Genomic DNA, 23723 nt, shown 5'->3' with positions numbered 1-23723 from the left:
CCCCCGATTTCCGTCCTCTGTCGCTGTAGTCAACCTGGCAACACGGCTTTGGCCTATGATTTGCTGGCACATGCAATGTGATCTTTCCCTTCATTCATCAACCATGAGGTGTCCATGATTCGCTATGTCCTGCCCGTCCTGTTGTTTGCCGCCGCGCTGCCGGCGCACGCCCAAGTCCCTGTCGAGGAAACGCCGCTGATCGAGCGGACCAAGTTGTTCGGCAATCCCAGCAAGTCCGGTGGCAAGCTCAGCCCGGATGGCAAGTGGCTGTCGTGGATCGCGCCGCGCGATGGCGTGCTCAATGTGTGGGTGGCGCCGGCCGGCGACCTGGCGCAGGCGCGGCCGCTCACCGAAGAGAAAGTGCGGCCCATCCGCAGCAGTTTCTGGTCGCCCGATTCCAAGACCCTGCTGTTCATCCAGGACAAGGGCGGTGATGAAAACTTCCTGCTGTATGGCGTCAACGTGGCGAGCGGCAAGCTGGTCAATTACACGCCATTCGAGAAAACGCGCGTGCGTATCATCCACATCAGCAGCAAGGTGAAGGACCGCATCCTGGTGGGCATCAATAACCGCGATGCGCGCTGGCACGACGTGTACAGCCTGGACCTGGCCAGCGGCAAGCTGACCCTGGTGCAGCAAAATGACGGCTATGGCGACTACCTGGCCGACGGGCAGCTCAAGCTGCGCATCGCCAGCAAGGCGCGTGCCGATGGCGGCATGCAGTATTTTCGCCTGACCGATGGCAAGGCCGAGAGCACGCCGCTAGCCGAGGTGGGCCTGGAAGATGCGCAGACCACGGAGCCGCTGGCGTTCACGGTCGATGGCAAGACCCTGTACTGGACCGATTCGCGCGGCCGCAATACCTCGGCGCTGCTGGCGCAGGACGTCGCCAGCGGCAAGACCACGCTGGTGGCGCAAGACCCGCGCGCGGACATTGCGAACGCGCTGTACGATATGCGCACGGGCAAGGTGCAAGCGTATACGGTCAATTATCTGCAGCAGCAATACTTGCCGCTGGCGGACGAGTTGAAAGGCGACCTGGCCTTCCTGAAAAAAAATACGCAAGGCCAGTTCACGGTGATGTCGCGCACGGATGCCGACGATAAATGGCTGGTGGCCGTCGATGCGGTCACGGCGCCGCCATCGAGCTGGCTGTACGAGCGCAAGACCAAAAAGCTGACGCAACTGTACGTCACGCGGCCGGAACTGGAAGGCGCGCTGCTGCTGCCCATGTACCCACAGGAAATCAAGGCACGCGACGGCCTGACCCTGGTGTCTTACCTGACTTTGCCGCAGGCATCGAAGGCGGGCGCCGGCGGCGTGCCATCGCAGGCGGTGCCGATGGTGCTGCTGGTGCACGGCGGGCCATGGGCGCGTGATACCTATGGCTACAACGGCTACCACCAGTGGCTGGCCAACCGCGGCTATGCGGTGCTGTCGGTGAATTACCGGGGTTCGACGGGCTTCGGCAAGCAATTCATCTCGGCCGGCGACCTGCAGTGGGGCCGCAAGATGCATGACGACTTGCTCGACGCCGTGCAATGGGCCGTCAAAAGCGGCGTGACCACAGCCGACAAGGTGGCCATCATGGGCGGCTCATATGGCGGCTACGCCACCCTGGCCGGCATGGCATTCACGCCCACCACGTTCGCCTGCGGCGTCGACATCGTCGGCCCGTCGAACCTGTTTACTCTGCTGCAAACGATTCCGCCGTACTGGGAAGCGGGCAAGCAGCAGTTTTACAAGCGCATGGGCGACCCGACCACGGAAGAAGGCCGCGCGCTGCTGAAGGAGCGCTCGCCGCTGAACTTTGCGCAGAATATCCAGCGCCCGCTGCTGATCGGCCAGGGGGCGAACGACCCGCGCGTGAACGTGGCGGAATCGGACCAGATCGTGGCGGCCATGGCGGCCAAGAATATCCCCGTCACGTATGTGCTGTTCCCCGACGAAGGCCATGGCTTTGCCCGGCCCGTCAACAACATCGCCTTCAATGCGGTGACGGAAAACTTCCTGGGGCAGTGCCTGGCTGGCCGCGCCGAGCCGATCGGCGCGACCCTGAAGGCATCCACCGCGCAGGTCAAGCACGGCGCCGAATTTGCGCCGGGTTTGCAGGAGGCGATGCGCTAGGTCGGCGTCAGGTGCGTGGAGGCTTCCAGCGCCGCCACCACCTGCAGCAAGGTATCGCCAAAGCCTCCGCGTGCCCTGGCATGGCGGCGGGCGCTGGTGGTGACGCGCGGTGCGGCGCTCCAGGCGATGTGTGCACCGCACGCTTGCAGCGCGGCGACCATGGCCACGTCCTCGCTGCAGGCCAATGGGGCAAAGCCGCCGGCGCGCAGGTAGGCGCTGGCGCGCACGCCGAAGTTGGCGCCATGGATGTGGCGGTGGCCGTCGGCATCGGTATAGGTATGGGCGAAGTGCCGGCGCAGCGCAGCGGCACTGGGCCCGTGCGGCGACCAGTCGTCCACCGCCACCGTGCCGCAGACGGCATCGGCGTCCAGGCCCAGCTGGGTGCTCAGCCAGGAGGGCGATACGCGCGTATCCGCATCTGTAAAGGCCAGCCAGCGGGCGCCGCGCTGCAGCAGCTGCTGCGCGCCGGCGGCGCGCGCGCTACCCACGTTCTGCGCATGGATGGCGAGGCAGTCGAGCCGCCAGCGCAGGTCCGCCTGCATGGCATGCGCCAGCACGATGCGCTGCGACTGGTCGCTGCAGGCATCGAGCACGACGACGATGCACACCGCCTCGCCATGCAGCAAGGGACAGGTGGCGGCAAGGCGCAACGCTTCCAGGCAGGCGCCCAGGCACGCTTCCTCGTTATGCACGGGCACCACCACGCCGATCATGCGAAGCCCTCGCGTTGCGCCACCGAGCGCGCATCGTTTGACCAGATCCCCAGCAGGAAGTCGCTTTCTTCGTGCCGCAGCACGCGGTGCAGGCCGGGCGCGTCCTGGAAGGCCGCATGTACGCGCACGGTCGAGACGATGCGCTGCGCGAACGGCGCGCGCCAGTGGCACAGGACGATGCTGCCACCCGGCGCCAGGCTGGCGATGCTGTGTTCGACCACGCGCGCCAGCTCTTGCACCGACAGGTAATAGGCGATCTCGCTCAGGACGATCAGGTCGAACTTCTCGGCGCCGGGCAGGATGCGCGGCCAGTCCTGCGGCAGCCGGTGCTGCGCCAGGCTGACGTTGGCGCCGCACCCCGCGTCCAGCAGGCGCTGCTGCGCCAGCCCCATCGCTTCGGCCGAGAGGTCGGCCGCCAGCACGCGCTCGCAGCGCCGCGCCAGTTCGAGCGTCAGCTCGCCATTGCCGCAGCCCGGTTCATAGGCGTGGCAGTAGCGCCGCTGCGGCAGGCTGGCCAGCAGCAGGGCGCGCTTTCTCTCCTCGTACCAGCGCTGGCGCACCCGCCACGGATCGCTATCCTGGCGGTACAGCTGTTCGAAATAGCTGCCGCGCTGATCGTCCGGTGTGGAAGATGGGTTCATAAAAAATACACCTCCCAGGCATGTAGCAGGCGTTGCAAGGCGTCGCCGGCGACGATGGCGGGGCGGCCCGTCGACGGGTCGTCTTGCATCTGGCTGGCGAAGCAGCGCAGGGCCGCGCGCTTGCGCTGCAGGATGGGGGCCGGCAAGGGCAGGCGGCGCGCGCGGTGCCACGGCACGCGCGTGTCGCCCGGCGCGGCCCAGTGCCAGCCCCAGACGGGCATTTCCACCAGGGTGGCGCCGCTGGCCGCGCAGGCCGAAGCGCAGGCCCGGCCGCATGCTTCATGGTCCGGATGGCCGTCCAGGCGCCAGGTGGTGAAGACCCTGTCGCCGGGACGCAGCTGGGCTGCCAATGTGGCGCTCAGCTGCGGCGTCATGCCGGCCACGCCGCCATCGGGCAGCTGCAGGCGCAGCCATGCGGGCGACGCCAGTCCCAGCGTGGCCAGCGCCTGCGCGGATTCTTGCGGACGCACCTGGCGCAGGCGTTCCTGCGGCCAGAGGGGCGAGCCCGGGTGGCTGGCGTCGCCATCGGTGACGGCGATCAACAGCAATTGGCTGCCCTGCGCCGCCAGCAGTTGCAGCAAGCCGCCGCAGGCGAGGATTTCATCGTCGGGATGGGGCGCGACGATGACGGCGCGCGCCCCCGGCGGCACCAGGGCGTGCGCGTCGATGCCGGGCAGGTCGTTCAGCCCCGGCCAGGATAGCCACACCTGGTCCGGCGTACCGCTGCCTTCGATGCGGCGCGCTTGCCTATCGGATTGGGCCAGCATGTCAGAGCGCCCACGGATGGTCTTCGGCGCCGGCGACGATGCCGCCCAGCACGGCCTGGTCGCGTTCCGCATGGCTCTGGCGCAGGAAGACGGGCAGGTCGGCCGCCAGGCGCGCGAAGCGGGCATCGCGGCACAGGGGGCCGGCGCCCAGCGCGCGCGTGGCCAGGTGCAGGACTTGGGTGGCGGCGTCTTCCACCGTCAGGCGCAGGCGCAGCGCCAGGGCCATCGCATCGCTTTGCGGATGCCTGTCGATTTCGGCGGCGCCTTCGCGCAGCAGGGCGCCGGTGGCGCGCAGCGCGCAGTCGATCTGCCCCAGTTGCGCCAGGCGCACGGGATCGGGCGCGGCGTGCTGCGCGCGCGCATGCAGGTGGCTGGCGACGGCGCAGGCCGCGCCATACCAGGCGGCCGCGATGCCGGCGCCGCCATGCCAGAAGCCGGGACGCTCCAGGTAGGCGCCCGGAGCGCCCACGGGAAAGGCCCGCGCGCCGGAAAAAGTCACATCGACGCTGGCGCAGGCGAGCATGCCGACGGCTTGCCAGCCTTCATCCGTGACGTGCACACCGGGCTGCGACAGCGCCACGGATGCCAGGCAAGCCTGGCCGTCCTCATTCCAGCAGCTGATCAAGGCATGGCTGAGTCCATTCGCCCCGGAGCACCAGGCCTTGCGGCCCTCGAGCACATGGCGGCCATCGGCCGCCTGCTGCAACTGCACGCGCGCGCCCGGCATTTCCGCGCACCATACGCCCCAGCTGCTGCCGGCCGGGACGCCGGGGCCGTCGATTTCCGCCAGGATGGCCAGCGCATCGGTATGGCCCTCGTACAGCTTGAGCAGGGAAAGGTCGATGGCGGCGATGGCGGCCAGCATTTGCCAGCGCTGCAGGGTGGCGCCGTGACCGGGCAGGGGCAGTTGGTCGAGCCCCGCGCCGCGCAAACGCCGCAAGCCTTCTATTGGGTGGAAAGCGCCGTCCTGTGGCTGCAGCAGCGCGGCCAGCGCAGCGTGGGAGGGTAGGGGGAAAGCGTTGGGCGACATGGCAAGCTCCTGTTTTTCAACAGAATAGCTTTCTGTTTTCGCAATGTATGTTCGATTTTGCACATACACTCGCTAACGGCCTCAAGTTTATGGCGCGGTCGCGGCAAGCCGCAGGGCCGGGTGGCCCCGCAGCAGATCCAGCGCTTATTTTTTCACGTAGTGCATGTCCAGCACATACGCACCCTTGTCCAGCATCACCGTGTACAGGTCGTTGCCGCGCAAGGACAGGCCGCCGGGAACGCTGAGTGCTGGCTGCATGCCGTCGTCCTGCATGCAGGAATCGCCATTGTCCACGTCGACGCACCAGTTGTTCTTGCCATCCCGCAGTACATATTTCACGGTGGTACCGGTCCGCTGGAAGGTATAGGCAGGGATCGACGAGGTGATCTTGTCGACGCGCAAGCTCGTTGCGGCGGCGTTTTCCGCCAGCTTGATCAGCATGTCGGCGGTGCCGTCCGGCTTGCCGGTGATCTTCGCGTTGATGCTGTCTGTCGCGACCACGGGGCCGGAGCAATCGGCCTTGAAGTAGGTTTCGCCGGTTGGCGTCAGTTCCAGCGAACCGCTGCCGTCGCTCTTGATGGCGATGACCAGCGTTTGACGGTCGTGATGGTCGCAGGCCGACTGCCAGGTGCCGATATATGCGGCCAGCGGCGAGGCGCTGCCGGAATCGCCGGCAAGCTGCTGTGTCGTACCGCCACCGCCACCGCAGCCGGTCAGGAGTGCCGTGGCCGAACCCGCCAATACTGCCAATAGTTTTTTCATCCATCTTCCTTTTCATCCGGCAGCGGCGCGTGCCGTAAGCGCTGCCTGATTATAGGAGGACGGATGGGGTTCAATTCTCACCGAATCTATTGGTGACTTGATTTAAATCAAGAGCAACTCGCTGCCGGCAGGCCGGCAGGCTGGCACGCTTAAAACTCTTCCCAGTCATCGCCGGCCGGTGCCTTGGCGGCCGCGCGCGGCGTTGCTTGCGGCTTGGCAACTGCCAGGCGCTTGGCGGGCGCTGGTGTTGTTGGCGTCACGGTGCGCGGCGTGGCCACGCTTGCTGCCGGTGCCGTCTGGCGCACCTGCTCACCCAGCTTGAACACGCTCACGACCTGGGCCAGATGGCTGGCCTGGTCTTGCAGGCTTTCGGCAGCGGCTGCCGCTTCCTCGACCAGGGCCGCGTTCTGTTGCGTCACGCCATCCATCTGCGCCAGCGCCTGGTTGACCTGGGCGATGCCGTCGCTTTGCTCGGTGGTGGCGACGCTGATGTCGGCCATGATGGCGGTAACCTTGCGCACGCTGTCGACCACCTGCTCCATGGTGGCGCCCGCTTCATCGACGAGTTTGCTGCCGGCGGCCACCTTGCCCACGGAATCGTCGATCAGCAGCTTGATTTCCTTGGCCGCCGCCGCCGAGCGTTGCGCCAGGTTGCGCACTTCCGTGGCAACGACGGCGAAGCCACGCCCCTGTTCACCCGCGCGCGCCGCTTCCACGGCCGCGTTCAGCGCCAGGATATTCGTCTGGAAGGCGATGCCATCGATGACGCTGATGATGTCGACGATCTTGTTCGACGAGTCATTGATCGAGGTCATGGTTGCGATGACTTTGCCAACCACTTCGCCGCTCTTTTGCGCCACGCTCGATGCGGAAGCGGCCAGTTGATTCGCCTGGCGCGCATGGTCGGCGTTTTCCTTCACCGTGCCCGTCAGCTCTTCCACCGAGGCGGCCGTCTCTTCCAGCGAACTGGCTTGCTGTTCCGTGCGCGCCGACAGGTCGTTATTGCCTTGCGCAATTTCCGCGCTGGCACGCGCCACATTGTCGGCGCTGGCTTGCACTTGCAGCAGCACGGCGTGGATCTTTTCCACGAAGGCGTTGAAGCCCTTGCCGATGACGGCCAGCTCGTCCGTGCCCTTGACTTCCAGCTTCACGCGCAGGTCGGCGTCGCCGCTGGACAGGTCCGTCATGGTGCGGCCCAGGGTGCGGAGCGGTCGCGTCAGCTGGTTGACGACGAGGATCAAAATGCCGGCCGTGGCGGCCGCGCACAGCAGGGCGACGATCAGGGTGTAGGTCATCAGGTCGCGCGCCGAGGCGATGGCCACGCTTTTCGGGAAATTCAGTTCCACGCTCCAGGGCGCGATATCGGGGTGGATCTGCAAGGGCTGCAGCAAATGGATGTAGCCCTGGCCATCCTCGTATTCATACGGCTGGCCCTGGCGTACCTTTTCCAGGCCGGCTGCCGGCACGTCGTCGGCCTTCTTGCCCAGCCGCTCAGGTACTGGGTGGCTGGCGTACAGACCACCGTTCGAGATCAGGGCCAGCTTGCCGCCCTCGATCACTTTCAGGCCGGCCAGGATTTTCGCCAGGCGCGTGAGCATGAAGTCGGCGCTGGCCACGCCCTTGAAGCCGCCGTCGATCATGATGGGCGCCACCAGCGAAGCCATCAGCACATCCTTGCCATCGACGGGATAAATATACGGTTCCGTAAAGTACGTCTTGCCGGTGCGCTTGGGGACGTCATACCAGTCGTTGGCGCCCGGCTTCGGGTCGAAGACGATGGGTTCGACTTGCAGCTTGCCGCCGGCGCCCCGCGTCCAGTAGGGCATGAAGCGGCCGCTGGCGTCGTAGTACGGCTTCTGGTTGGCAAATTCCGCGTCCTTGCCGTCGAGCGCGTTGGGTTCCCACGTCACGGCAGCGCCCAGCAAGTCTTCCGAACTGCTCAGGGTGGCCTTGGTCAGTTCATTGATCTGCTCGCGCTGCAGGGGCAGGCTGGCGCTTTTGGTGCCGCGCATGGCGCCAGCCAGGCTGGAAACGCTGGCCAGGTTGCTGGCGATGCGTGCCTGCAGGGCGCCCGACACTTCGCGTGCCGACGTGCGCGCCAGTTCCAGTGCGGCCGCCTCGGCGCTGGCGCTGCTCTTGTAGCCGATCACCGCCGCCGTGACGCCCAGGCTGAGGATGGCGAGCGCGGTGGCGGCGACGCAGATTTTGCTGTTGAGAGAAAGTTGCATGATGCTGTTCCTTGATGGGAGAGGTAGCGGTGTCTCGGGCGTCGCGGGTAGCGCGCCTAGAACGTCTTGCTGATGGCCAGCACGAAGGTCGTCGCGGCGGGGTTCGAGGTGTCGAACTGGCCCGCCGCATTCGGGATGCCCAGCGTGTAATGATCGTAGGCATCGGTGGCGCCCCAGGCGCGCGTCACGGCACCACTCAGGCTCCAGCCGCCATCGAAGGCCCTGGTGACGCCGACCTTGGCGTCGCGCCAGTTCCAGATGGCATTACCCGTGCCCGCCACCCGGCCATTGCCGGCGTGCAGATTCAAGGTCCAGGCATTACCCAGGTCGACATTCGCGCCCACGTCCAGGTAGCCCGTGCCGCGCGCATTCGTAATGCCAAAGAAGTCCCGCGTGACGGTATGGTTGTACTTGGCGTACAGCATCTTGTAGCTCAGGCCCAGCGACAGTTCGCCATAGTCGTACTTGACGCCTGTGGCGCGGTAGACGGCGCCCGGATACTTGTAGTAATACGCCAGTACGCTGTAGCCCAGTTCGCCCAGCGTGCCGCTGTAGCCGCCGTACAGGTCCCATTCGACGGTTGCGTCCTCGACATAGCGGTCGCTGACGGTGGACGCCCAGGTTCCCAGCGACCAGCCGCTCGGGTGCGCGTAGTCGGCACCCGCTTGCAGGGCCGGCTTACCCCAGGTCTGGCGAAAGCCGCGCGAAATGTATTGCGAGGTGAGGCTGGCATTCGCGCTGAAGGTGGCGGCAGTGCTGTCCGTGGTCTGCGCCTGCAGGGGCAGCGCGGCGAGCAGGAAGACACAGCCCAGCAAGGATGTTGCAGGAAAATGGCGGTTCGATGGCATGGCAGTCGGCTCCGTATTTGCTGGCAGCGGCCGTCCAGGCACGTTGCCCTGATGGTTGCAATAAATTAAATGCGGGAGGACTTTGCGCAAGCAAGGCGACGCCGTTTGCAGGTTCACAGCAACATGCAAACATTCTCACCAAACGTAACTGAAAGGATAGGGGCTAGGGCTAGTGGAAGTCAATAAAGTTGCGCTACAGAAATCGTAAGTTGTTGTTTCCTGGAACTTTTTCATGCGCCTGTCATATTGCGGGCGCGCCACGGCTGGCTGCCTGTCGCAAGCTGGCCAGCAGGCGGGGCAGGGCCGCATGCAGGGCAGGCAGGTCGCCAGCATCCAGCTCGGCGTGCGCTTCCACCAGGCCCGATGGCTGGCCCCAGACGACCTGTGCGCTCAGCCGGGCGCCGGCGTCGAGTCCAGTGACGCTGACCAGCAGGGCGACTTCTTCCGGGGCATCCTCAGGCACTTCGGACACGTCTGCGAGCAGGCAGGAAATGCCGAAATGATAATCCTCGAAAGCGCTGGCCGTACCGCTGGAAAAGGCGAAGACGGAGGCGAGCACCTGCGGCGCGGCGGCCGCGAGTGGCGGCAGGGCGGCGCGGAACAGGGGCAGCAAGTCGTTTTCCAGCTGGAGTACCAGCGGATGCGTGTGGGCGAGGACGGTCATGCGAGGGTGAAGTAAGTGGCGGCGCGCGATGGTAGCAGTTTTTGCCGCCGCCGGGGGCTGTCCTCAACTGGTGTAGCGGCTGGCCATGCTGGCAATGGTGCTTTTCATCTGTTCACGCAGCGCGGCGGGCGCCAGCACTTCCACGCCATCGCCCAGGCCCAGCAGCCACCATTGCAGTTCGCGCGTGCTGGGCACGGTGGCGGTCAGGTGCAGCGAGCCATCGGCGCGTGCCTGCACTTGCTGGTCCGCGCTCAGCGGCGTCTCGTACAGGTGTTCGCCGCTGCGCCGGGCAAACACGGCTTCCAGCCGCAGCGGTTCGCCCTCGCGGATGCCCATGGCGCCGGAGGCAATATACGCGTCGATGTCGAAGCCTGGCTGCGCGCGCGCGGATAGGAAGAGCATTTCCGCCTGCTGCACGCGGTGCAGGACCAGGGTGCGCACGTCGTGGTAGTCGGCGAACAGGCATACCAGGTAGAGCAGCTGGCCGCGCTGCACGATGGCCAGCGGATGGACGGCGTCATAGCTGACGAGCTTATCGTTGTCGCGCTTCTTGTAGCTCAGCTTGAGCTGGCGATTCTGCATCAGCGCTTCATACACGGTGCGCTGGCAAGCTTCGTCGATGTGGGGTGCCAGCAGCCGCTGCATGGGGGCGATGACGCGTATCTTGCCCAGCCAGGCGGACGCGCTGGCCCGCTCGCTGGCCGCGTTCAGGGTCTGGCGTGCAGCGCTGAAATACGGCTGCATGCTGTCGAGGGTAGACGGCGGCAACGCATGGCGCATGTGCTGTTCCATCAGGGCCAGGGTCAGCGCGGCAGGCGTCGACAGGCCCGGCATGTCCATGCGCGCCGCATTTTCCATCCAGCACCAGCCAAACGGCCTGCTGTCGGCTGGATTGGTGAGCGGGAAAATCGTGGCCAGGTCCAGCAAATCGCGCTGGATCGTGCGCACGCCGATGGCAAAGTCGATGGCCTTGAGCTTGTCGTGCAATTCGGCGACGGTGATGGTGCGGGGCGCCTGCGGTATCAGGCGCAGCATTTGCCATTGGCGCATGATGGTGGAAGGGCGGGGCGCGTGTTCGGACATGGTGGTTCCGTTCTGTTTCAGTGGCGGGATGTGTACTAATGAGTACATAAGTTAACGAATGGTAACATTGATTCGATGGCAATTACAGGGCGTCGAGCATGGTCGCCCTGACGCAATTGCGTCCCGCGTGCTTGGCCTGGTACAGCAGGCGGTCGGCCGCCGCGACGAGGGCGGCGGCGCCGGGCGCCTGGCTGCCGGGTGCGCACGCGAGGGAGGCGACGCCGAAGCTGGCCGTTGTCCCGATGTGCTGTACCAGGCCGTCGCGCAAGCGTTCGGCCAGGCGCACGCCGCCAGCCAGGTCCGTTTCGGGCAGGATCAGCAGGAACTCCTCGCCGCCGTGGCGCACCACGCTGTCGATGCCACGGCGCGTGGCGTTGCCGAGCAGAGCGGCAAAGGTGCGCAGCACGGCATCGCCTGCGGCATGGCCGTGCGCGTCGTTGATGCGCTTGAAGTGGTCGAGATCGCACAGGATGGCCGTCAGGCACAGGCCATGGCGTTGTGAGCGTGCAAGTTCGGCGTCCAGCAAGTGCTCATCGAGGTAGCGGCGGTTGTAGCAGCCGGTCAGGTGGTCCCGCACGGCCTGTTCGGCGAGGATGGCGTGTTGCAGCAAGTGTTCGCGGTGCTGGCGCAGCTGGCCATGGCCGGCACAGAGGCCGGTCAGGTTGAGCAGCAGCAAAGTGGCGGCGCTGCCGGCCTGGAGTTCGTCCTGCAGGCCGAGCCAGGCCAGGCTCGCCACGATGGCCAGGCTGGCGCCGCCCAGCAGGTGCCGCGTGATGCCGGCATAGGGCGCGGCGAGCAGGATGCAAAAGGCGGCCGCATGCCAGCCGGCATCGGTGTCGCGCAAGGCATAGCAGAGCAGGAATACGGCCAGGTCCAGCGCCAGCAGCGCGCTGCCGGAGGCGCTGCTGCGGCCAGGCTGTGTTGCTGATGCGCGCCAGGCCCGCAGCAGCATGGCCAGGATGGCCAGGCAGCAGGCCAGGGCCAGCGGCCAGTCGGCCGGTGGCAACAGCGCGACGGCAAAGATGGCGCTGGCGCCGGCATGCAGGGCCAGTAAGGAATGCGGCGCAGGCCTGCGGATAGCGTCAGTGGCATGGTGCAAATGCATGGAAACCTGTCGGATAGCGAATCGGGCCTCCATTCTTGCCCGCCCCTGCGACAAGCCACGACGCATTGCCCCACCATGCTGCATATCAAATTGGTCCTACCAGTCGTCCTATTCCTCGCTGGTGACGCGCGTGCGCACGAAATCGATGTGGCTTTGCATGGCCGTGCGCGCTTCCTCGGGCTGGCTGGCGCAGATGGCCTCGCACAGGGTGCGGTGCTGCGACAGCAGTTGCAGCGAGGTGGCGTCGTCCTGCTGGCGCAAGCCCGTGCCATTGAGGGTGATATGTTCGCGCAGCATGCCGATGATGCTGGTGTGCAGGTGCAGGAACATGGTGTTGTGCGACGCTTGCGCGATGACTTCGTGCAGCCGTGCATCGGCCTGCGCTTCGCCGTGCTTGTCGTCGCTGGCGCGCGCCTGTTCCAGCTCGGCCAGCAGCGCCATGATTTGCGTGCGCTCGTCCGTGCTGGCCCGTTGCGCCGCAAAATAGGCCGTTGCCCCTTCCAGCACGCGGCGAAATTCCAGGATATCGTCGCGCAGGGCGGGGTGGTCGGCCACCAGCTGGCTCCACGGCGAAGCCATGCCGGTGCGTAATTGATCCGTCACAAAGACACCAGCGCCGCGCCGGCTGCGCACCAGCCCGCGCGCCGCCAGCCGCTGCACCGCTTCGCGCACGGTATTGCGCGAGACCCCATATTGCAGCGCCAGCAAGCGCTCGGCCGGCAGCTGTGCGCCCGCCGGCAAGCTGCCGTCCAGCAGGGCCGTCTCCAGCCTGCGCATCACCGTGTCGACCCTGCCCCGCGTTTGCATGCCTGTCGCCATCGTTGTTGTCTCGTTTGTTGTTTTCAAGTGGTCCGAGCAATTTGAAGTGGCTCGAAGAAGCTGGAATTATGCGTGAAGCAGTCATTCTTAACAACACACAGCGGCGCCGCAGCAACACACAGAGCGCCGGGGAGACATAGTCATGCAGCCAGACCCGCGCCAGCCACGCCACTACCCACCCGCACCGCTCCAGGTGTACCTGTTCGCCACCTGCCTGGTCGACCTGTTCGTGCCGCAGGCGGGGCTCGACGCGGTGCGCCTGCTGGAGCGGGAAGGCTTGCTGGTGCATTACCCGCGCGGCCAGAGCTGCTGCGGCCAGCCTGCCTACAGCAGCGGCAACCCGGAGCAGGCGCGTGCCGTGGCGCGTGCCCAGCTCGACCTGTTTGCGCAACCGTGGCCCGTGATCGTGCCATCCGGCTCCTGTGCCGGCATGATGCGCCACCACTGGCCGCAGCTGTTCCAGGATGACCCCGTAGCCGGTCCCAAGGCGCTGGAACTGGCTGAACGCGTGTATGAGCTGAGCGAATTTCTCGTCTGCGTACTGCAACTCGACCTGGCCGGCCTGGCCCTGGCCGCCGCCGCGCAGGCTGATGAAAGCGTGGTGCTGCATACCTCGTGCGGCGCGCGCCGCGAAATGGGCACCCGGCTGCACGGCGTGGCGCTGGTCGACGCCTTGCCCGGCGTGACGCGCATCGAGCACCAGCGCGAATCGGAATGCTGCGGTTTTGGCGGCACGTTTTCATTGAAACACCCGGACATTTCCGGCGCCATGGTCAGCGACAAGATCGCCTCGGCCTGCGCCACGGGCTGCGACCGGCTCGTCTCGGCCGACTGCGGCTGCCTGCTCAATATCGGCCACGCCGCGCAGCACCAGGGCGCGCCGCTGCCCGTCGAGCACCTGGCCAGCTTTTTGTGGCGCCGCACGGGAGGTGCGGCATGAGTACGGCATTGACTGCCCGCGAACGCATGCTGGGACGGCTGCGGGCCGCCGCGCCTTCCGCGCCCGCAGCGGTGGAGGCCATCGATACGGCCATCGACAGCCATTACCAGGCGCGCCGCGCCGCAGCGCCGCAGTCGGCGCGCCAGCAGCTCGACGCCATGCAGGCAGCCCTGCGCGCCGCGCATGCAGAAGTCGATTGCGTGAGCATGGACGCCTGGCCGGCCCTGCTGGCGCAGCGCCTCGGTGCGCACGGCGTGCGCCGTTTGCTGATCGATAGCGCCAGCGTGGAAGGGCAGGCCTTGCGCGCCGCCTTGCCCGCTGGCGTGGAAACGCTGTCTTTTGAGCGTCCGCTGGCGCAGTGGAAGGGTGAATTGTTCGACAGCGTCGATGCGGGCTTCACCGTCGCGCGTTCCGGCATCGCCGCCACGGGCACCCTGGTCATCGCGCCCGACGCGGCCACGCCGCGCACGGTGTCGCTGGCGCCACCGCTGCACGTTTGCCTTGTATACATCAGCACGCTGCATGCGGACTTGCATGCCGCGGCGCGCGCCGAGCGCTGGGCGGACTGCATGCCAGCGAACCTGGTGCTGGTGTCGGGTCCCTCGAAAACCTCCGATATCCAGCAAACGCTGGCCTATGGCGCACACGGCCCGCGCTGGCTGTGGGTGCTGATCATCGATGATCTGTCAGCCCATGAAGGAGGCCAGCCATGAACGCCAAGCCCTTGCAATTCGTCAAACCGGCAGACTTCCACGCGCGTGCCCGCGCCGCGCTGGACGATCCGAAGCTGCGCCAGAGCTTTCGCGGCGCCATGGATTTTTTGCAGGACAAGCGCAGCGCCCAGTTCCCCGACGGCGACGAGCTGGAACGCCTGCGCGACATCGGCGAAGCCGTGCGCCAGCACGCGCTGGCGCGCCTGCCCGACCTGCTGGTGCAGCTGGAAGACAAGCTGACGGCGGCCGGCGTGCAGGTGCACTGGGCCGAGGATGGCGAGCAGGCCAACGCCATCATCCACGCCATCGCGCAGCGCAACCAGGCGACGCGCTTCGTCAAGGGCAAGTCGATGGCCAGCGAGGAGATCGAGCTCAATCACTACATGCAAGCGCGCGGCATGACCTGCCTGGAGTCGGACATGGGCGAGTACATCGTGCAGCTGGCCGGCGAGAAGCCGTCGCACATCGTCATGCCGGCGATACACAAGACCCGCGCGGACATCGCCGGCCTGTTCGCCGAGCACATTCCCGACGCGCCCTACACGGAAGACGTCGACAGCCTGATCCAGACGGGGCGCCGCGCCCTGCGCCAGGCTTTCGTCGAGGCCGACATCGGCCTGTCGGGCGTGAACTTCGCGGCGGCCGACACGGGCACCCTGTGGCTGGTGGAAAACGAGGGCAATGGCCGCCTGACCACGTCCGTGCCCGAGGTGCACATCGCCATCATGGGCATGGAAAAGGTGGTGGCCAAGCTCGAACACATCGTGCCGCTGGCCAGCTTGTTGACGCGCTCGGCCACGGGGCAAGCCATCACCACCTATTTCAACCTGATTTCCGGCCCGCGCCGCGAAGGTGAAAAAGATGGGCCGCGCGAAGTGCACCTGGTCTTGCTCGATAACGGCCGCAGCCAGGCCTACGCGGACGAGCAGCTGCGCGCCACCCTGCAATGCATACGCTGCGGCGCCTGCATGAACCACTGTCCCGTCTACACGCGCATCGGCGGCCACGCCTACGGCACCACGTATCCGGGGCCGATCGGCAAGATCATTTCGCCGCATTTGCTGGGGCTGGACGCGACGGCCGACCTGGCCACGGCGTCGAGCCTGTGCGGCGCCTGCGGCGAGGTGTGCCCCGTGCGCATCCCGATTCCGCAGCTGCTGGTGCGCCTGCGCACGGAGGCCAACCGCAATCCGCAGGAGGAAGTGACGCATCCGTTGCGCGGCCAGGGCGCCAAGTTCAGTCGCGGCGAAAGCCTGATCTGGCGTTTCTGGAGCGGCGCCTTTGCGCGCCCTGCCAGCTACCGCCTGTTCCGCTGGGCCGCCACGCGGCTGCGGCTGCTGACGCCGCGCGCGCAACTGGGCTGGACGCAGCACCGCAAGCCGTTGACGCCGGCGCCGCGCAGCCTGGCCGACCTGCTCAATGCGCGCGGGCAGGAAGAATAGCGACGCTCCGCCATACCGCAAAAAACACGCTACACAAAATTATATCAAAAGCCGTTTTTTCACTTAACCCGCATCCACCGGAGGAGACCCGACATGCAAACCTGGACCCAACTTTACACCCCGCTCGGCAGCTTGTGGCTGTCGTCACTGGCGGCAGCCGTGCCCATCATCTTCTTCTTCATCGCCCTGGCGGCGCTGCGCATCAAGGGCCACGTGGCGGCCGCTGTCACCCTGGCGCTGGCGCTGGCCGTGGCGATTTTCGCCTACGGCATGCCCGTGCCGCAGGCGCTGGCGGCAGCCGGCTATGGCTTCGCCTACGGCTTGTGGCCGATCGCCTGGATCATCGTCACGGCCGTCTTCCTGTATAAAATTGTCGTCAAGACGGGGCAGATCGACATCATCCGCGCCTCCGTGCTGTCGGTCACGGACGACCAGCGCCTGCAGGTGCTGCTGATCGGCTTTGCCTTCGGCGCGTTCCTGGAAGGGGCGGCCGGTTTCGGCGCGCCCGTGGCCATCACCTCGGCGCTGCTGGTGGGCCTGGGCTTCAACCCGTTGTACGCGGCCGGCCTGTGCCTGATCGCCAACACCGCACCCGTAGCCTTTGGCGCCATGGGCATTCCCATCATCGTGGCGGGCCAGGTGACGGGCATCGACCCGTTCCTGATCGGCGCCATGGCGGGCCGCCAGTTGCCGCTGCTGTCGCTGCTGGTGCCGTTCTGGCTGGTGTTCATGATGGATGGTTTCCGCGGCGTGCGCGAAGTATGGCCGGCCGCGCTGGTGACGGGTTTGAGCTTTGCCGTCACCCAGTACTTCACGTCCAACCATATCGGCCCTGAACTGCCGGACATCACTTCGGCCCTCGTCAGCCTGGTGTCGCTGACCTTGTTCCTGAAAGTGTGGCAGCCGAAGAATGCGAAAGTGGCCCATGCCGTCGGCGGCGGCACGGCCGCGCTGTCCGGTTTTGGCGGCGGCGCAGGTAATGCGGACGTGCGCGGCAGCGGTAACCGCGCCGCCTCGCCCTATACGATGGCGCAGACCATGCGCGCCTGGGCGCCGTTCGGCCTGTTGACTGCCATCGTCACCGTGTGGAGCCTGCCCGGCTTCAAGGCACTGTTTGCCGCCGGCGGGGCGCTATCGAGCCTGGTCATCAAGATCCACGTGCCGTACCTGGACCAGCTGGTGATCAAGAGCATGCCCATCGTGACAGTGCCGAAGGCGTATGACGCCGTGTTCAAGCTGGACCTGCTGTCGGCCGTGGGCACGGCGATCTTGCTGACGGCCGTGCTGTCGATGCTGATGCTGCGCATGAAGCCGCGCGATGGCATCAAGGCCTTCGTGGAAACCGTGGTGGAATTGCGCCGTCCCGTGCTGTCGATCGGCCTGGTGCTGGCGTTTGCCTTCGTTGCCAATTACTCGGGCATGTCGTCTACCCTGGCCCTGCTGCTGGCCGGCAGTGGCGCCGCTTTCCCGTTCTTTTCGCCATTCCTCGGCTGGCTGGGCGTCTTCCTGACGGGGTCTGATACGTCCTCGAACGCCTTGTTCTGCTCTTTGCAAAACACCACGGCGCACCAGATCGGCGTGTCCGACACCTTGCTGGTGGCGGCCAATACGACGGGTGGCGTGACGGCGAAGATGATCTCGCCCCAATCGATCGCCGTCGCCTGCGCCGCAACGGGCCTGGTGGGCAAGGAATCGGACCTGTTCCGCTTCACCTTGAAGCACAGCCTGTTGTTTGCCGTGATCATCGGCATCATCACCATGCTGCAAGCCTACGTTTTCACCGGCATGATCCCGCACTGAGCGTTCCGTAGAAGTACGTAGTAAAACTAGATGAACTGATAGTGAAACGTGCAGAAGGTCATGAAAATGACCTGATGCACTGCAGCATATCAAGGATGGCCCGGCGCAATGCCGGGTCCGCAGCGATGCCGTCGGCATCGAGACCCGACCCCAGTAAAGGCAGGCTGATGCAGGCCTCGTCGATCAGGCGCGCCGACATGGTGCGCACCGTTTCGCGCAAGGCCGCCTGCGCATGCGTGGCGCGCGGCGAGGCGTTCAGCAGCACCAGCGGCTTGTCGATGAACGATTCATTTCCCACCATCCAGTCCAGCGCGTTTTTCATCGGGCCGCTCACGCCGTGCGCGTACTCGGGGCTGGCCAGCAGCAGCACGTCAGCCGCCAGGATGGCGTCGCGCAGGCCCGTCACTGCCGGCAGGCTGTCGGCGTCGAGGTCGGGATTGAACAGGGGTAACTCTCCCACTCCCGGATAGATGCGGATGGCATAGTCCGCTGGGGCAAGCCGGGCGATGGCGTGCAGCAGGGCGGCGTTCAGGGAAGCGGCGCGCAGGCTGCCGGCGATGGCGAGGATGGTAATGGGCGTTTTCATTGCGCCTGTATAGCCCATCCTGTGCTCAAGCGCAAGGCGAGCAGGATGGCGCTATGGATATTGCAACAGCCGATGAGTAGCTGGGTATTGCGCTACTCTTAACGGCTCAGGCCGCTCATCCAGCTAGGCTGCGGGTTGGCACGGGCCAGTTCGCGCATGCGGTATTCCAGGTCGTAGCGGTCGGTCGATTCGGCCAGGTAGGCTTCTTCGTAAGCGCGTTCGCGGCGGTCGCTGCTGTGGTTCAGCCAGGCACCGACGCGCTTGGCGGCGTGCACCAGGGTGGCGATGATATTGCTGTTTTGCGTGGTGTGGTAAGTAAATGCGGTAGACATGGCAGACTCCTTTGAGTGGCGTGCCGCGTTGTGCTGCACTGCAATATAAGTATAGCGATTTCAAGTTATAAGGCTACTTTTGATTTCGAATGTCAGCTATTCAATTATCAAATAACTGATGGGAAACCTGCGCAATCCGGGGCCTTTCGGGCATAATGCGGCCGCAGCAAGGTAGTTTTACTACGCGCTCGGCCTTGCGAAGATGTTGCTTTCAAACACGAACGCGGCCGCTGCCTGGCGGTGCCCACGCAAGCGATGGGCCAGGGCAGGGCACGACAATCTTGGATAGAACAATGGAGAAAGTATGGAACACGTAAAGCAGGGACTGGGCGCACCGCGCGCACAGGCCGGCACGCAAAACAATACAGGCGCCCTGATCATTGTCACGGTGCTGTTTTTCATGTGGGGATTGCTGACCTCGCTTAATGATGTGCTGATTCCCCATCTGCGCTCGATCTACACCCTGACCTATGTCCAGGCGATGCTGGTGCAGTTCTGCTTCTTTGGCGCCTACGCCATCGTCTCGCTGCCGGCCGGCATGCTGATCAAGAAGATCGGCTACCAGCGCGGCGTCGTCGCCGGCTTGCTGATCGCGGCCGCCGGCTGTGCCATGTTCTATCCGGCCTCCACCGGCAGCTATGCGCTGTTCCTCTTGTCCTTCTTCATCCTGGCGGCCGGCATCACCGTGCTGCAGGTGGCAGCCAACCCGTACGTGACGGAACTGGGCGACCCGCAGACGGCGTCGAGCCGTTTGACCCTGACGCAGGCCTTCAACGCGCTGGGCACCACCGTGGCGCCAGCCTTGGGCGGCATGCTGATTTTGTCCGGCACCGTGCTGACGGTGCAGCAGTTCGACCTGCTGCCGGCCGCCGAGCAGCTGGCCTACCGCGCCAAGGAAGCCGCTTCCGTGCAAGGCCCATACCTGGTGCTGGCCGCCACCCTGGTGATCCTGGCGGTGCTGTTCGCGCTGGCAAAATTGCCGAAGATTTCGCATGCCGACGATGCGGCCGCCCTGGCGCAGGATGGCCACAAGGTATCGATCTGGTCGCACCGCCACCTGGTGCTGGGCGCGCTGGCCATCTTCCTGTACGTGGGCGGTGAAGTCAGCATCGGCAGCTTCCTGATCAACTTCCTGGGCGAGAGCCATATCGCTGGCCTGAGCCACGCCGACGCCGCCTATTTCGTCAGCTATTACTGGGGTGGCGCCATGCTGGGCCGCTTCGTCGGCTTTGCCGTGATGCGCTACGTCAGCCCGGGCAAGACCCTGGCCTTCAACGCCGCCATCGTCATCGCGCTGATCCTCGTCGCCGTGTTCTCCAGTGGTCACACGGCCATGTGGGCCTTGATCGCCGTCGGCCTGTTCAACTCCATCATGTTCCCGACCATCTTCAGCATGGCCCTGAACAAGCTGGGTGCGCAAACGGGACAAGGTTCGGGCATCCTGTGCATGGCCATCGTCGGCGGCGCCATCGTGCCGTTCATCCAGGGCTTCCTGGCCGACCACATCAACCTGCAGCTGTCGTTCCTCGTGCCGGCCCTGTGCTACACGTTTATTCTGTACTTCGGCTGGAAATACGCCAGCATGTACAACGACGACGCCAAGTAAGCAATGTAGCGTTATCAATATAAAGGGTGGCCTCGGCCACCCTTTTTTACGTCAGTGCGCGAACTGCGTGCCCAGCACGTCCTGGCACACCTCGAGCCAGGCGCGCGCCGCGTGCGACAGATAGCGCCCGCTCCAGACATGCGCCACCTGCCACGCCACTTCCGGTTCGACGAGGCGCACCGCCTCCAGAGGTTCGCCAGCCAGGCGGTGGATGAACGGCTCGGGCAGCAGCGCCACGCCCAGGCCGGCCGAGGCCATCGCCACCAGCCAGTCCCACTGGCCGCTCTGCGCCGCGACGGTCGGCGTGAAGCCCGCCTGCGCGAAATGCTGGCGCAGGCTGCGCGTGAGGGCGAAATCATCCTTCAATAATACCAGCGGCAGCTCGGCCAGCGCCTTGAAGGGGAGTGTCGTGCGGTTTTTCTGGAACGTGCCCGGTTCGGCCAGGGCCCAGATCGGGTAGCTGGCCACTTCCACGGCCACGAGATCGAGTTCCGGGTCCGCCGGCAGCACCGTCATGCCGATTTCCAGCTCGCCGGCCGCCACCTTGCGCTCGATCTGCTGGCCCGTGTCTTCCTGCAGGGTCAGGCTGATGTTCGGGTGGCGCGCGCGGAAGGCCTTCAATACGGGCGTAAACAGCACATTGATCATGGGCGGGATGCCGACCGTCAGGCTGCCGCGCTGCAAGGCCTGGGTGTCGCGCACTTCCAGGGTCAGCTGGCGCATGTTCGCCAGCATTTCCTGGCCGTGCTGGTAGACGATGCGGCCCGTGTCGGTGAGCGTCAGCTTGCGCCCGTCGCGCACCAGCAGCTGGGCGCCCACTTCCTCTTCCAGCTGGCGCACCATCTTGCTGATGGTCGACTGGGTCAGGTGCAGCGATTCTGCCGCCTGCGTAAAGCTCGACAGGCGCACGGTTTCGACAAAATAGCGCAGGGAACGGATATCCAAGATGGGGCTCGCCTCGGCGAAGCATGAAAATATCGACTGGGTTTGGCGAAATTAATTCATGCCATGCATGTAAGCGGGATTTTATACTGAATCCACTTATGGGGTTGGTGTATGACAGCCATCCAGTTTGAGAATATTAAGAATATCAGGAGCATCACGATGTACGAGGACCGTATCCGCCACCCAGGCTTGCTCAGCAAAATCATGAGCGCCGATGAGGCAGCCAAATTGTTCCACAACGGCATGCGTGTCGGCATGAGCGGGTTCACCCGTGCCGGCGACGCCAAGGCCCTGCCGCGCGCGCTGGCCGAGCGCGCCCTGCAAGATCCCTTGAGCCTGACCCTGATCACGGGCGCCTCGCTGGGCAATGGCAGCGACGGCCTGATGGCCGAGGCGGGCGTGCTGGCGCGCCGCATGCCGTTCCAGGTCGACCCGGTCTTGCGCGGCAAGATCAATAACGGCGAAGTCATGTTCATCGACCAGCATCTGTCGGAGACAGCCGAGCAGTTGCGTTCCGGTAACCTGGCCGCCGTCGACATCGCCGTCATCGAAGCGACGGCCATCACGGCGGCCGGTGCCATCATCCCGACCATGTCAGTGGGCAACTCCGCCGCCTTCGCCCAGCAGGCAACGCAGGTCATCATCGAAATCAACCTGTCCACGCCGCTGGCGCTGGAAGGCTTGCACGACATCTATGTGCCCCAGGCCTTGCCGGGGCGCGAGCCGATTCCCCTCACGCGCGTCGACCAGCGTCTGGGCAGCACGGCCATCGCCATCGATCCGGCCCGCATCGCCGCCATCGTCATCACGGACAGCCCCGACAGCCCGTCGAACGCCTTGCCGCCCGACGCGGAAACGCAGGCGATTGCCGGCCACGTGATCGCCTTTTTAGAGGGCGAAGTCGCGGCCGGGCGCATGGGCCCGGAATTGCTGCCGCTGCAGGCGGGCATTGGCACCATCGCCAACGCCGTGCTGCACGGCCTGATCGGTTCGCCCTTCCAGAACATGACGATGTATTCGGAAGTGCTGCAGGACAGCGCCATCGAGCTGCTCGATTCGGGCCAGCTGGCGTTTGCCTCGGCCTCGTCGATCACCCTGTCGGCCGCCGTGCACCAGAAGCTGATGGACAATATCGACCATTACCGCTCAAAAATCGTGCTGCGCCCGCAAGAGATCAGCAACCATCCGGAAATCGTGCGCCGCCTGGGCATCATTGCGCTGAATACGGCGCTCGAGTTCGATATCTACGGTAACGTCAATTCCACGCATGTGTGCGGCACGCACATGATGAACGGCATCGGCGGCTCGGGCGACTTTGCGCGCAATGGGCAAGTGTCGATGTTCGTGTCGAAATCGGCGGCCAAGGGCGGACGCATTTCCAGTGTCGTGCCGATGGTTTCGCATGTGGACCATACGGAACATGACGTCGACGTGCTGGTGACGGAGTGGGGCTATGCGGACTTGCGTGGCCTGGCGCCGCGCGAGCGGGCGCCGCTGATCATCGAGCGCTGCACGCACCCCGATTACCGCGATCAATTGCGCGCGTATTTTGACGCAGCATGCCAGCGCGGCGGCCACACGCCGCACCTCCTGGAGCAGGCGCTGTCGTGGCATACGCGCTACCAGGAAACGCAGAGCATGCTTGAAGCGTAGCAAGCTGCGCTAACAGCAAGACAGGGCAGGGCGGTGCAGTACCGCGCCTGCCTTTTTTACGTCGGTGTCGAATGGTGTTGTCAGGCATCCGGCGCAAAGCGCAGGCGGATGCCTTGCGTGACGACGGCCAGCAAGTCGTCGATATGCGCCTGCATTTCCGGGTGCGGCGTCCATGGGTCGCCCGCATCCATGACGATGCGCAGCGACACGAGGCCGTGCAGCGATTGCCAGAAGATTTGCGTCATCGTATGCAGCGCCGGCTCGTCCTGGCGCACCTTGCCCGCCTGGGCCAGTTCGCCGAACAGGTGCAGCGCGTAGGCATACGGGTCTTGTTCGATATTGCCGTGTTCCACGTCGACGGCGTCGATTTCCGCATGCGGACGCAGCTCCATGAAGATCAGCGAATATTCGTCGGGATGCTGGAAACCGTACTCGATGTAGGCGCGGCCGACCAGGCTGATGCGTTCCCAGGGGTCCATGCTGTTGGCGCAGGCGGCACGCATGGCGCGCACCAGTTCCAGCAAGTCCTTGTCCATGGCCTGGGCGATCAGGGTAGCCTTGTCGCGGAACAGGGCGTACACGACGGTGGTGGAAAAACCGGCCGCCTCGGCCACTTTGCGGATGGAGACGGCGCGCGCGCCGCCTTTCTTGATGAGGTCTTTCACGACGTCGATGATGTGCTCGCGCCGCGCCTGGGCCTCGCGTAACTTTCTTTCTTGAATATTGGTCAACTTCTTGTCCACGACTCTTTCCTGGCGACTCAATGAAAGCAAGAATTATAGGATGGCGATGGGCTGCCAATGTGTCTGGCATTGTTACAATTCAGTTTTTTGTCCGGTCGAGGCGACAGAGTACCGATTTTTCGCCCTTTTGCCCGGCGCTTTGCCATCGATGCCCCGGATTGGTGCACAAATCGCCC

The 23723-nt window shown here is 65.2% G+C and carries 22 protein-coding genes; 7 read left to right on the top strand and 15 right to left on the bottom strand.

The genetic code is table 11. The features are described from left to right. Nucleotides 1-114: 114 nt before the first annotated feature. On the top strand, nucleotides 115-2127 hold the full coding sequence (locus tag CNX70_RS21745) for a S9 family peptidase (RefSeq protein WP_096237013.1): 2013 nt from the start codon (nucleotides 115-117) through the stop codon (nucleotides 2125-2127). Here the strand turns inward: CNX70_RS21745 and CNX70_RS21740 are convergent. From CNX70_RS21740 to CNX70_RS21690, 11 genes are all read right to left on the bottom strand, one after another. Next, nucleotides 2124-2840, bottom strand: coding sequence for a glycosyltransferase family 2 protein (locus CNX70_RS21740; protein ID WP_096237011.1), 717 nt, complete (start codon nucleotides 2838-2840; stop codon nucleotides 2124-2126). The two genes, CNX70_RS21745 and CNX70_RS21740, sit on opposite strands and share 4 nt — an antisense overlap. Continuing rightward, on the bottom strand, nucleotides 2837-3481 hold the full coding sequence (locus CNX70_RS21735) for a class I SAM-dependent methyltransferase (protein ID WP_096237008.1): 645 nt from the start codon (nucleotides 3479-3481) through the stop codon (nucleotides 2837-2839). Before CNX70_RS21735 ends, CNX70_RS21740 begins: the two co-directional genes overlap by 4 nt. Continuing rightward, on the bottom strand, nucleotides 3478-4248 hold the full coding sequence (locus CNX70_RS21730; protein WP_096237005.1) for a PIG-L deacetylase family protein: 771 nt from the start codon (nucleotides 4246-4248) through the stop codon (nucleotides 3478-3480). The genes CNX70_RS21735 and CNX70_RS21730 overlap by 4 nt, the downstream gene beginning before the upstream one ends. 1 nt (nucleotide 4249) lies before the next feature. Further along, a complete protein-coding gene (locus tag CNX70_RS21725; protein WP_157751210.1) occupies nucleotides 4250-5278 on the bottom strand; it encodes an acyl-CoA dehydrogenase family protein in 1029 nt (342 codons plus the stop codon). A gap of 144 nt (nucleotides 5279-5422) precedes the next feature. Next, on the bottom strand, nucleotides 5423-6040 hold the full coding sequence (locus CNX70_RS21720) for a hypothetical protein (RefSeq protein WP_096236999.1): 618 nt from the start codon (nucleotides 6038-6040) through the stop codon (nucleotides 5423-5425). A gap of 149 nt (nucleotides 6041-6189) precedes the next feature. Then, nucleotides 6190-8268, bottom strand: coding sequence for a methyl-accepting chemotaxis protein (locus CNX70_RS21715; protein ID WP_096236996.1), 2079 nt, complete (start codon nucleotides 8266-8268; stop codon nucleotides 6190-6192). Between the two features lie 56 nt (nucleotides 8269-8324). Beyond that, nucleotides 8325-9116, bottom strand: coding sequence for a TorF family putative porin (locus CNX70_RS21710; protein WP_244198907.1), 792 nt, complete (start codon nucleotides 9114-9116; stop codon nucleotides 8325-8327). Between the two features lie 241 nt (nucleotides 9117-9357). Then, nucleotides 9358-9780 carry a hypothetical protein gene (locus CNX70_RS21705; RefSeq protein WP_096236990.1) on the bottom strand — a complete coding sequence of 141 codons (423 nt, stop codon included), beginning with the start codon at nucleotides 9778-9780 and terminating at the stop codon, nucleotides 9358-9360. A 63-nt stretch (nucleotides 9781-9843) separates the two neighbouring features. Then, a complete protein-coding gene (locus CNX70_RS21700) occupies nucleotides 9844-10863 on the bottom strand; it encodes a helix-turn-helix transcriptional regulator (RefSeq protein ID WP_096236987.1) in 1020 nt (339 codons plus the stop codon). An 82-nt stretch (nucleotides 10864-10945) separates the two neighbouring features. Continuing rightward, nucleotides 10946-11968: a GGDEF domain-containing protein gene (locus CNX70_RS21695; protein WP_157751208.1), complete on the bottom strand. Its 1023-nt coding sequence runs from the start codon at nucleotides 11966-11968 to the stop codon at nucleotides 10946-10948. A 108-nt stretch (nucleotides 11969-12076) separates the two neighbouring features. Next, the gene (locus tag CNX70_RS21690) at nucleotides 12077-12775 is read right to left on the bottom strand and encodes a FadR/GntR family transcriptional regulator (RefSeq protein WP_244198906.1); all 699 of its coding nucleotides are present in this window, start codon (nucleotides 12773-12775) and stop codon (nucleotides 12077-12079) included. A gap of 154 nt (nucleotides 12776-12929) precedes the next feature. Between CNX70_RS21690 and CNX70_RS21685 the strand changes: the two genes are divergently transcribed. From CNX70_RS21685 to CNX70_RS21670, 4 genes are all read left to right on the top strand, one after another. Continuing rightward, nucleotides 12930-13727 (top strand): (Fe-S)-binding protein, encoded by a 798-nt coding sequence (locus tag CNX70_RS21685; protein ID WP_096236978.1) that lies wholly within the window; start codon nucleotides 12930-12932, stop codon nucleotides 13725-13727. After that, entirely contained in the window at nucleotides 13724-14440 is a 717-nt protein-coding gene (locus CNX70_RS21680; RefSeq protein ID WP_096236975.1) for a LutC/YkgG family protein, read from the top strand. Before CNX70_RS21685 ends, CNX70_RS21680 begins: the two co-directional genes overlap by 4 nt. Then, complete coding sequence (locus CNX70_RS21675; protein ID WP_096236971.1) at nucleotides 14437-15882, top strand: LutB/LldF family L-lactate oxidation iron-sulfur protein; 1446 nt, start codon at nucleotides 14437-14439, stop codon at nucleotides 15880-15882. Before CNX70_RS21680 ends, CNX70_RS21675 begins: the two co-directional genes overlap by 4 nt. A gap of 93 nt (nucleotides 15883-15975) precedes the next feature. Then, a complete protein-coding gene (locus CNX70_RS21670; protein ID WP_096236968.1) occupies nucleotides 15976-17682 on the top strand; it encodes a lactate permease LctP family transporter in 1707 nt (568 codons plus the stop codon). 58 nt (nucleotides 17683-17740) lie between these two features. Here the strand turns inward: CNX70_RS21670 and CNX70_RS21665 are convergent, their stop codons facing one another. After that, entirely contained in the window at nucleotides 17741-18268 is a 528-nt protein-coding gene (locus tag CNX70_RS21665) for an NADPH-dependent FMN reductase (RefSeq protein ID WP_096238608.1), read from the bottom strand. A gap of 98 nt (nucleotides 18269-18366) precedes the next feature. After that, the gene (locus CNX70_RS29320; RefSeq protein WP_096236965.1) at nucleotides 18367-18600 is read right to left on the bottom strand and encodes a DUF3563 family protein; all 234 of its coding nucleotides are present in this window, start codon (nucleotides 18598-18600) and stop codon (nucleotides 18367-18369) included. A gap of 304 nt (nucleotides 18601-18904) precedes the next feature. On the opposite strand from CNX70_RS29320, the gene fucP reads away from it, so the two are divergent. Beyond that, on the top strand, nucleotides 18905-20206 hold the full coding sequence (fucP, locus tag CNX70_RS21655; protein WP_096236962.1) for an L-fucose:H+ symporter permease: 1302 nt from the start codon (nucleotides 18905-18907) through the stop codon (nucleotides 20204-20206). Nucleotides 20207-20257: 51 nt separating this feature from the next. Here fucP and CNX70_RS21650 read toward each other — a convergent pair whose 3' ends face one another. After that, nucleotides 20258-21151 carry a LysR substrate-binding domain-containing protein gene (locus tag CNX70_RS21650; RefSeq protein ID WP_096236959.1) on the bottom strand — a complete coding sequence of 298 codons (894 nt, stop codon included), beginning with the start codon at nucleotides 21149-21151 and terminating at the stop codon, nucleotides 20258-20260. 159 nt (nucleotides 21152-21310) lie between these two features. Here CNX70_RS21650 and CNX70_RS21645 point away from each other — a divergent pair, with 159 nt between their 5' ends. After that, nucleotides 21311-22804 (top strand): succinyl-CoA:acetate CoA-transferase ScpC, encoded by a 1494-nt coding sequence (locus CNX70_RS21645; protein WP_096236956.1) that lies wholly within the window; start codon nucleotides 21311-21313, stop codon nucleotides 22802-22804. An 80-nt stretch (nucleotides 22805-22884) separates the two neighbouring features. Here CNX70_RS21645 and CNX70_RS21640 read toward each other — a convergent pair whose 3' ends face one another. Beyond that, a complete protein-coding gene (locus tag CNX70_RS21640) occupies nucleotides 22885-23535 on the bottom strand; it encodes a TetR/AcrR family transcriptional regulator (protein WP_244198905.1) in 651 nt (216 codons plus the stop codon). Nucleotides 23536-23723: the final 188 nt, after the last annotated feature.

Source organism: Janthinobacterium svalbardense (assembly GCF_002327145.1).
In the GTDB taxonomy this organism is placed as follows: Bacteria; Pseudomonadota; Gammaproteobacteria; order Burkholderiales; family Burkholderiaceae_D; genus Janthinobacterium; species Janthinobacterium tructae.
The sequence above is the reverse complement of the archived record's forward strand: the minus strand, read 5'-3'. Positions and strand labels throughout refer to the sequence as shown.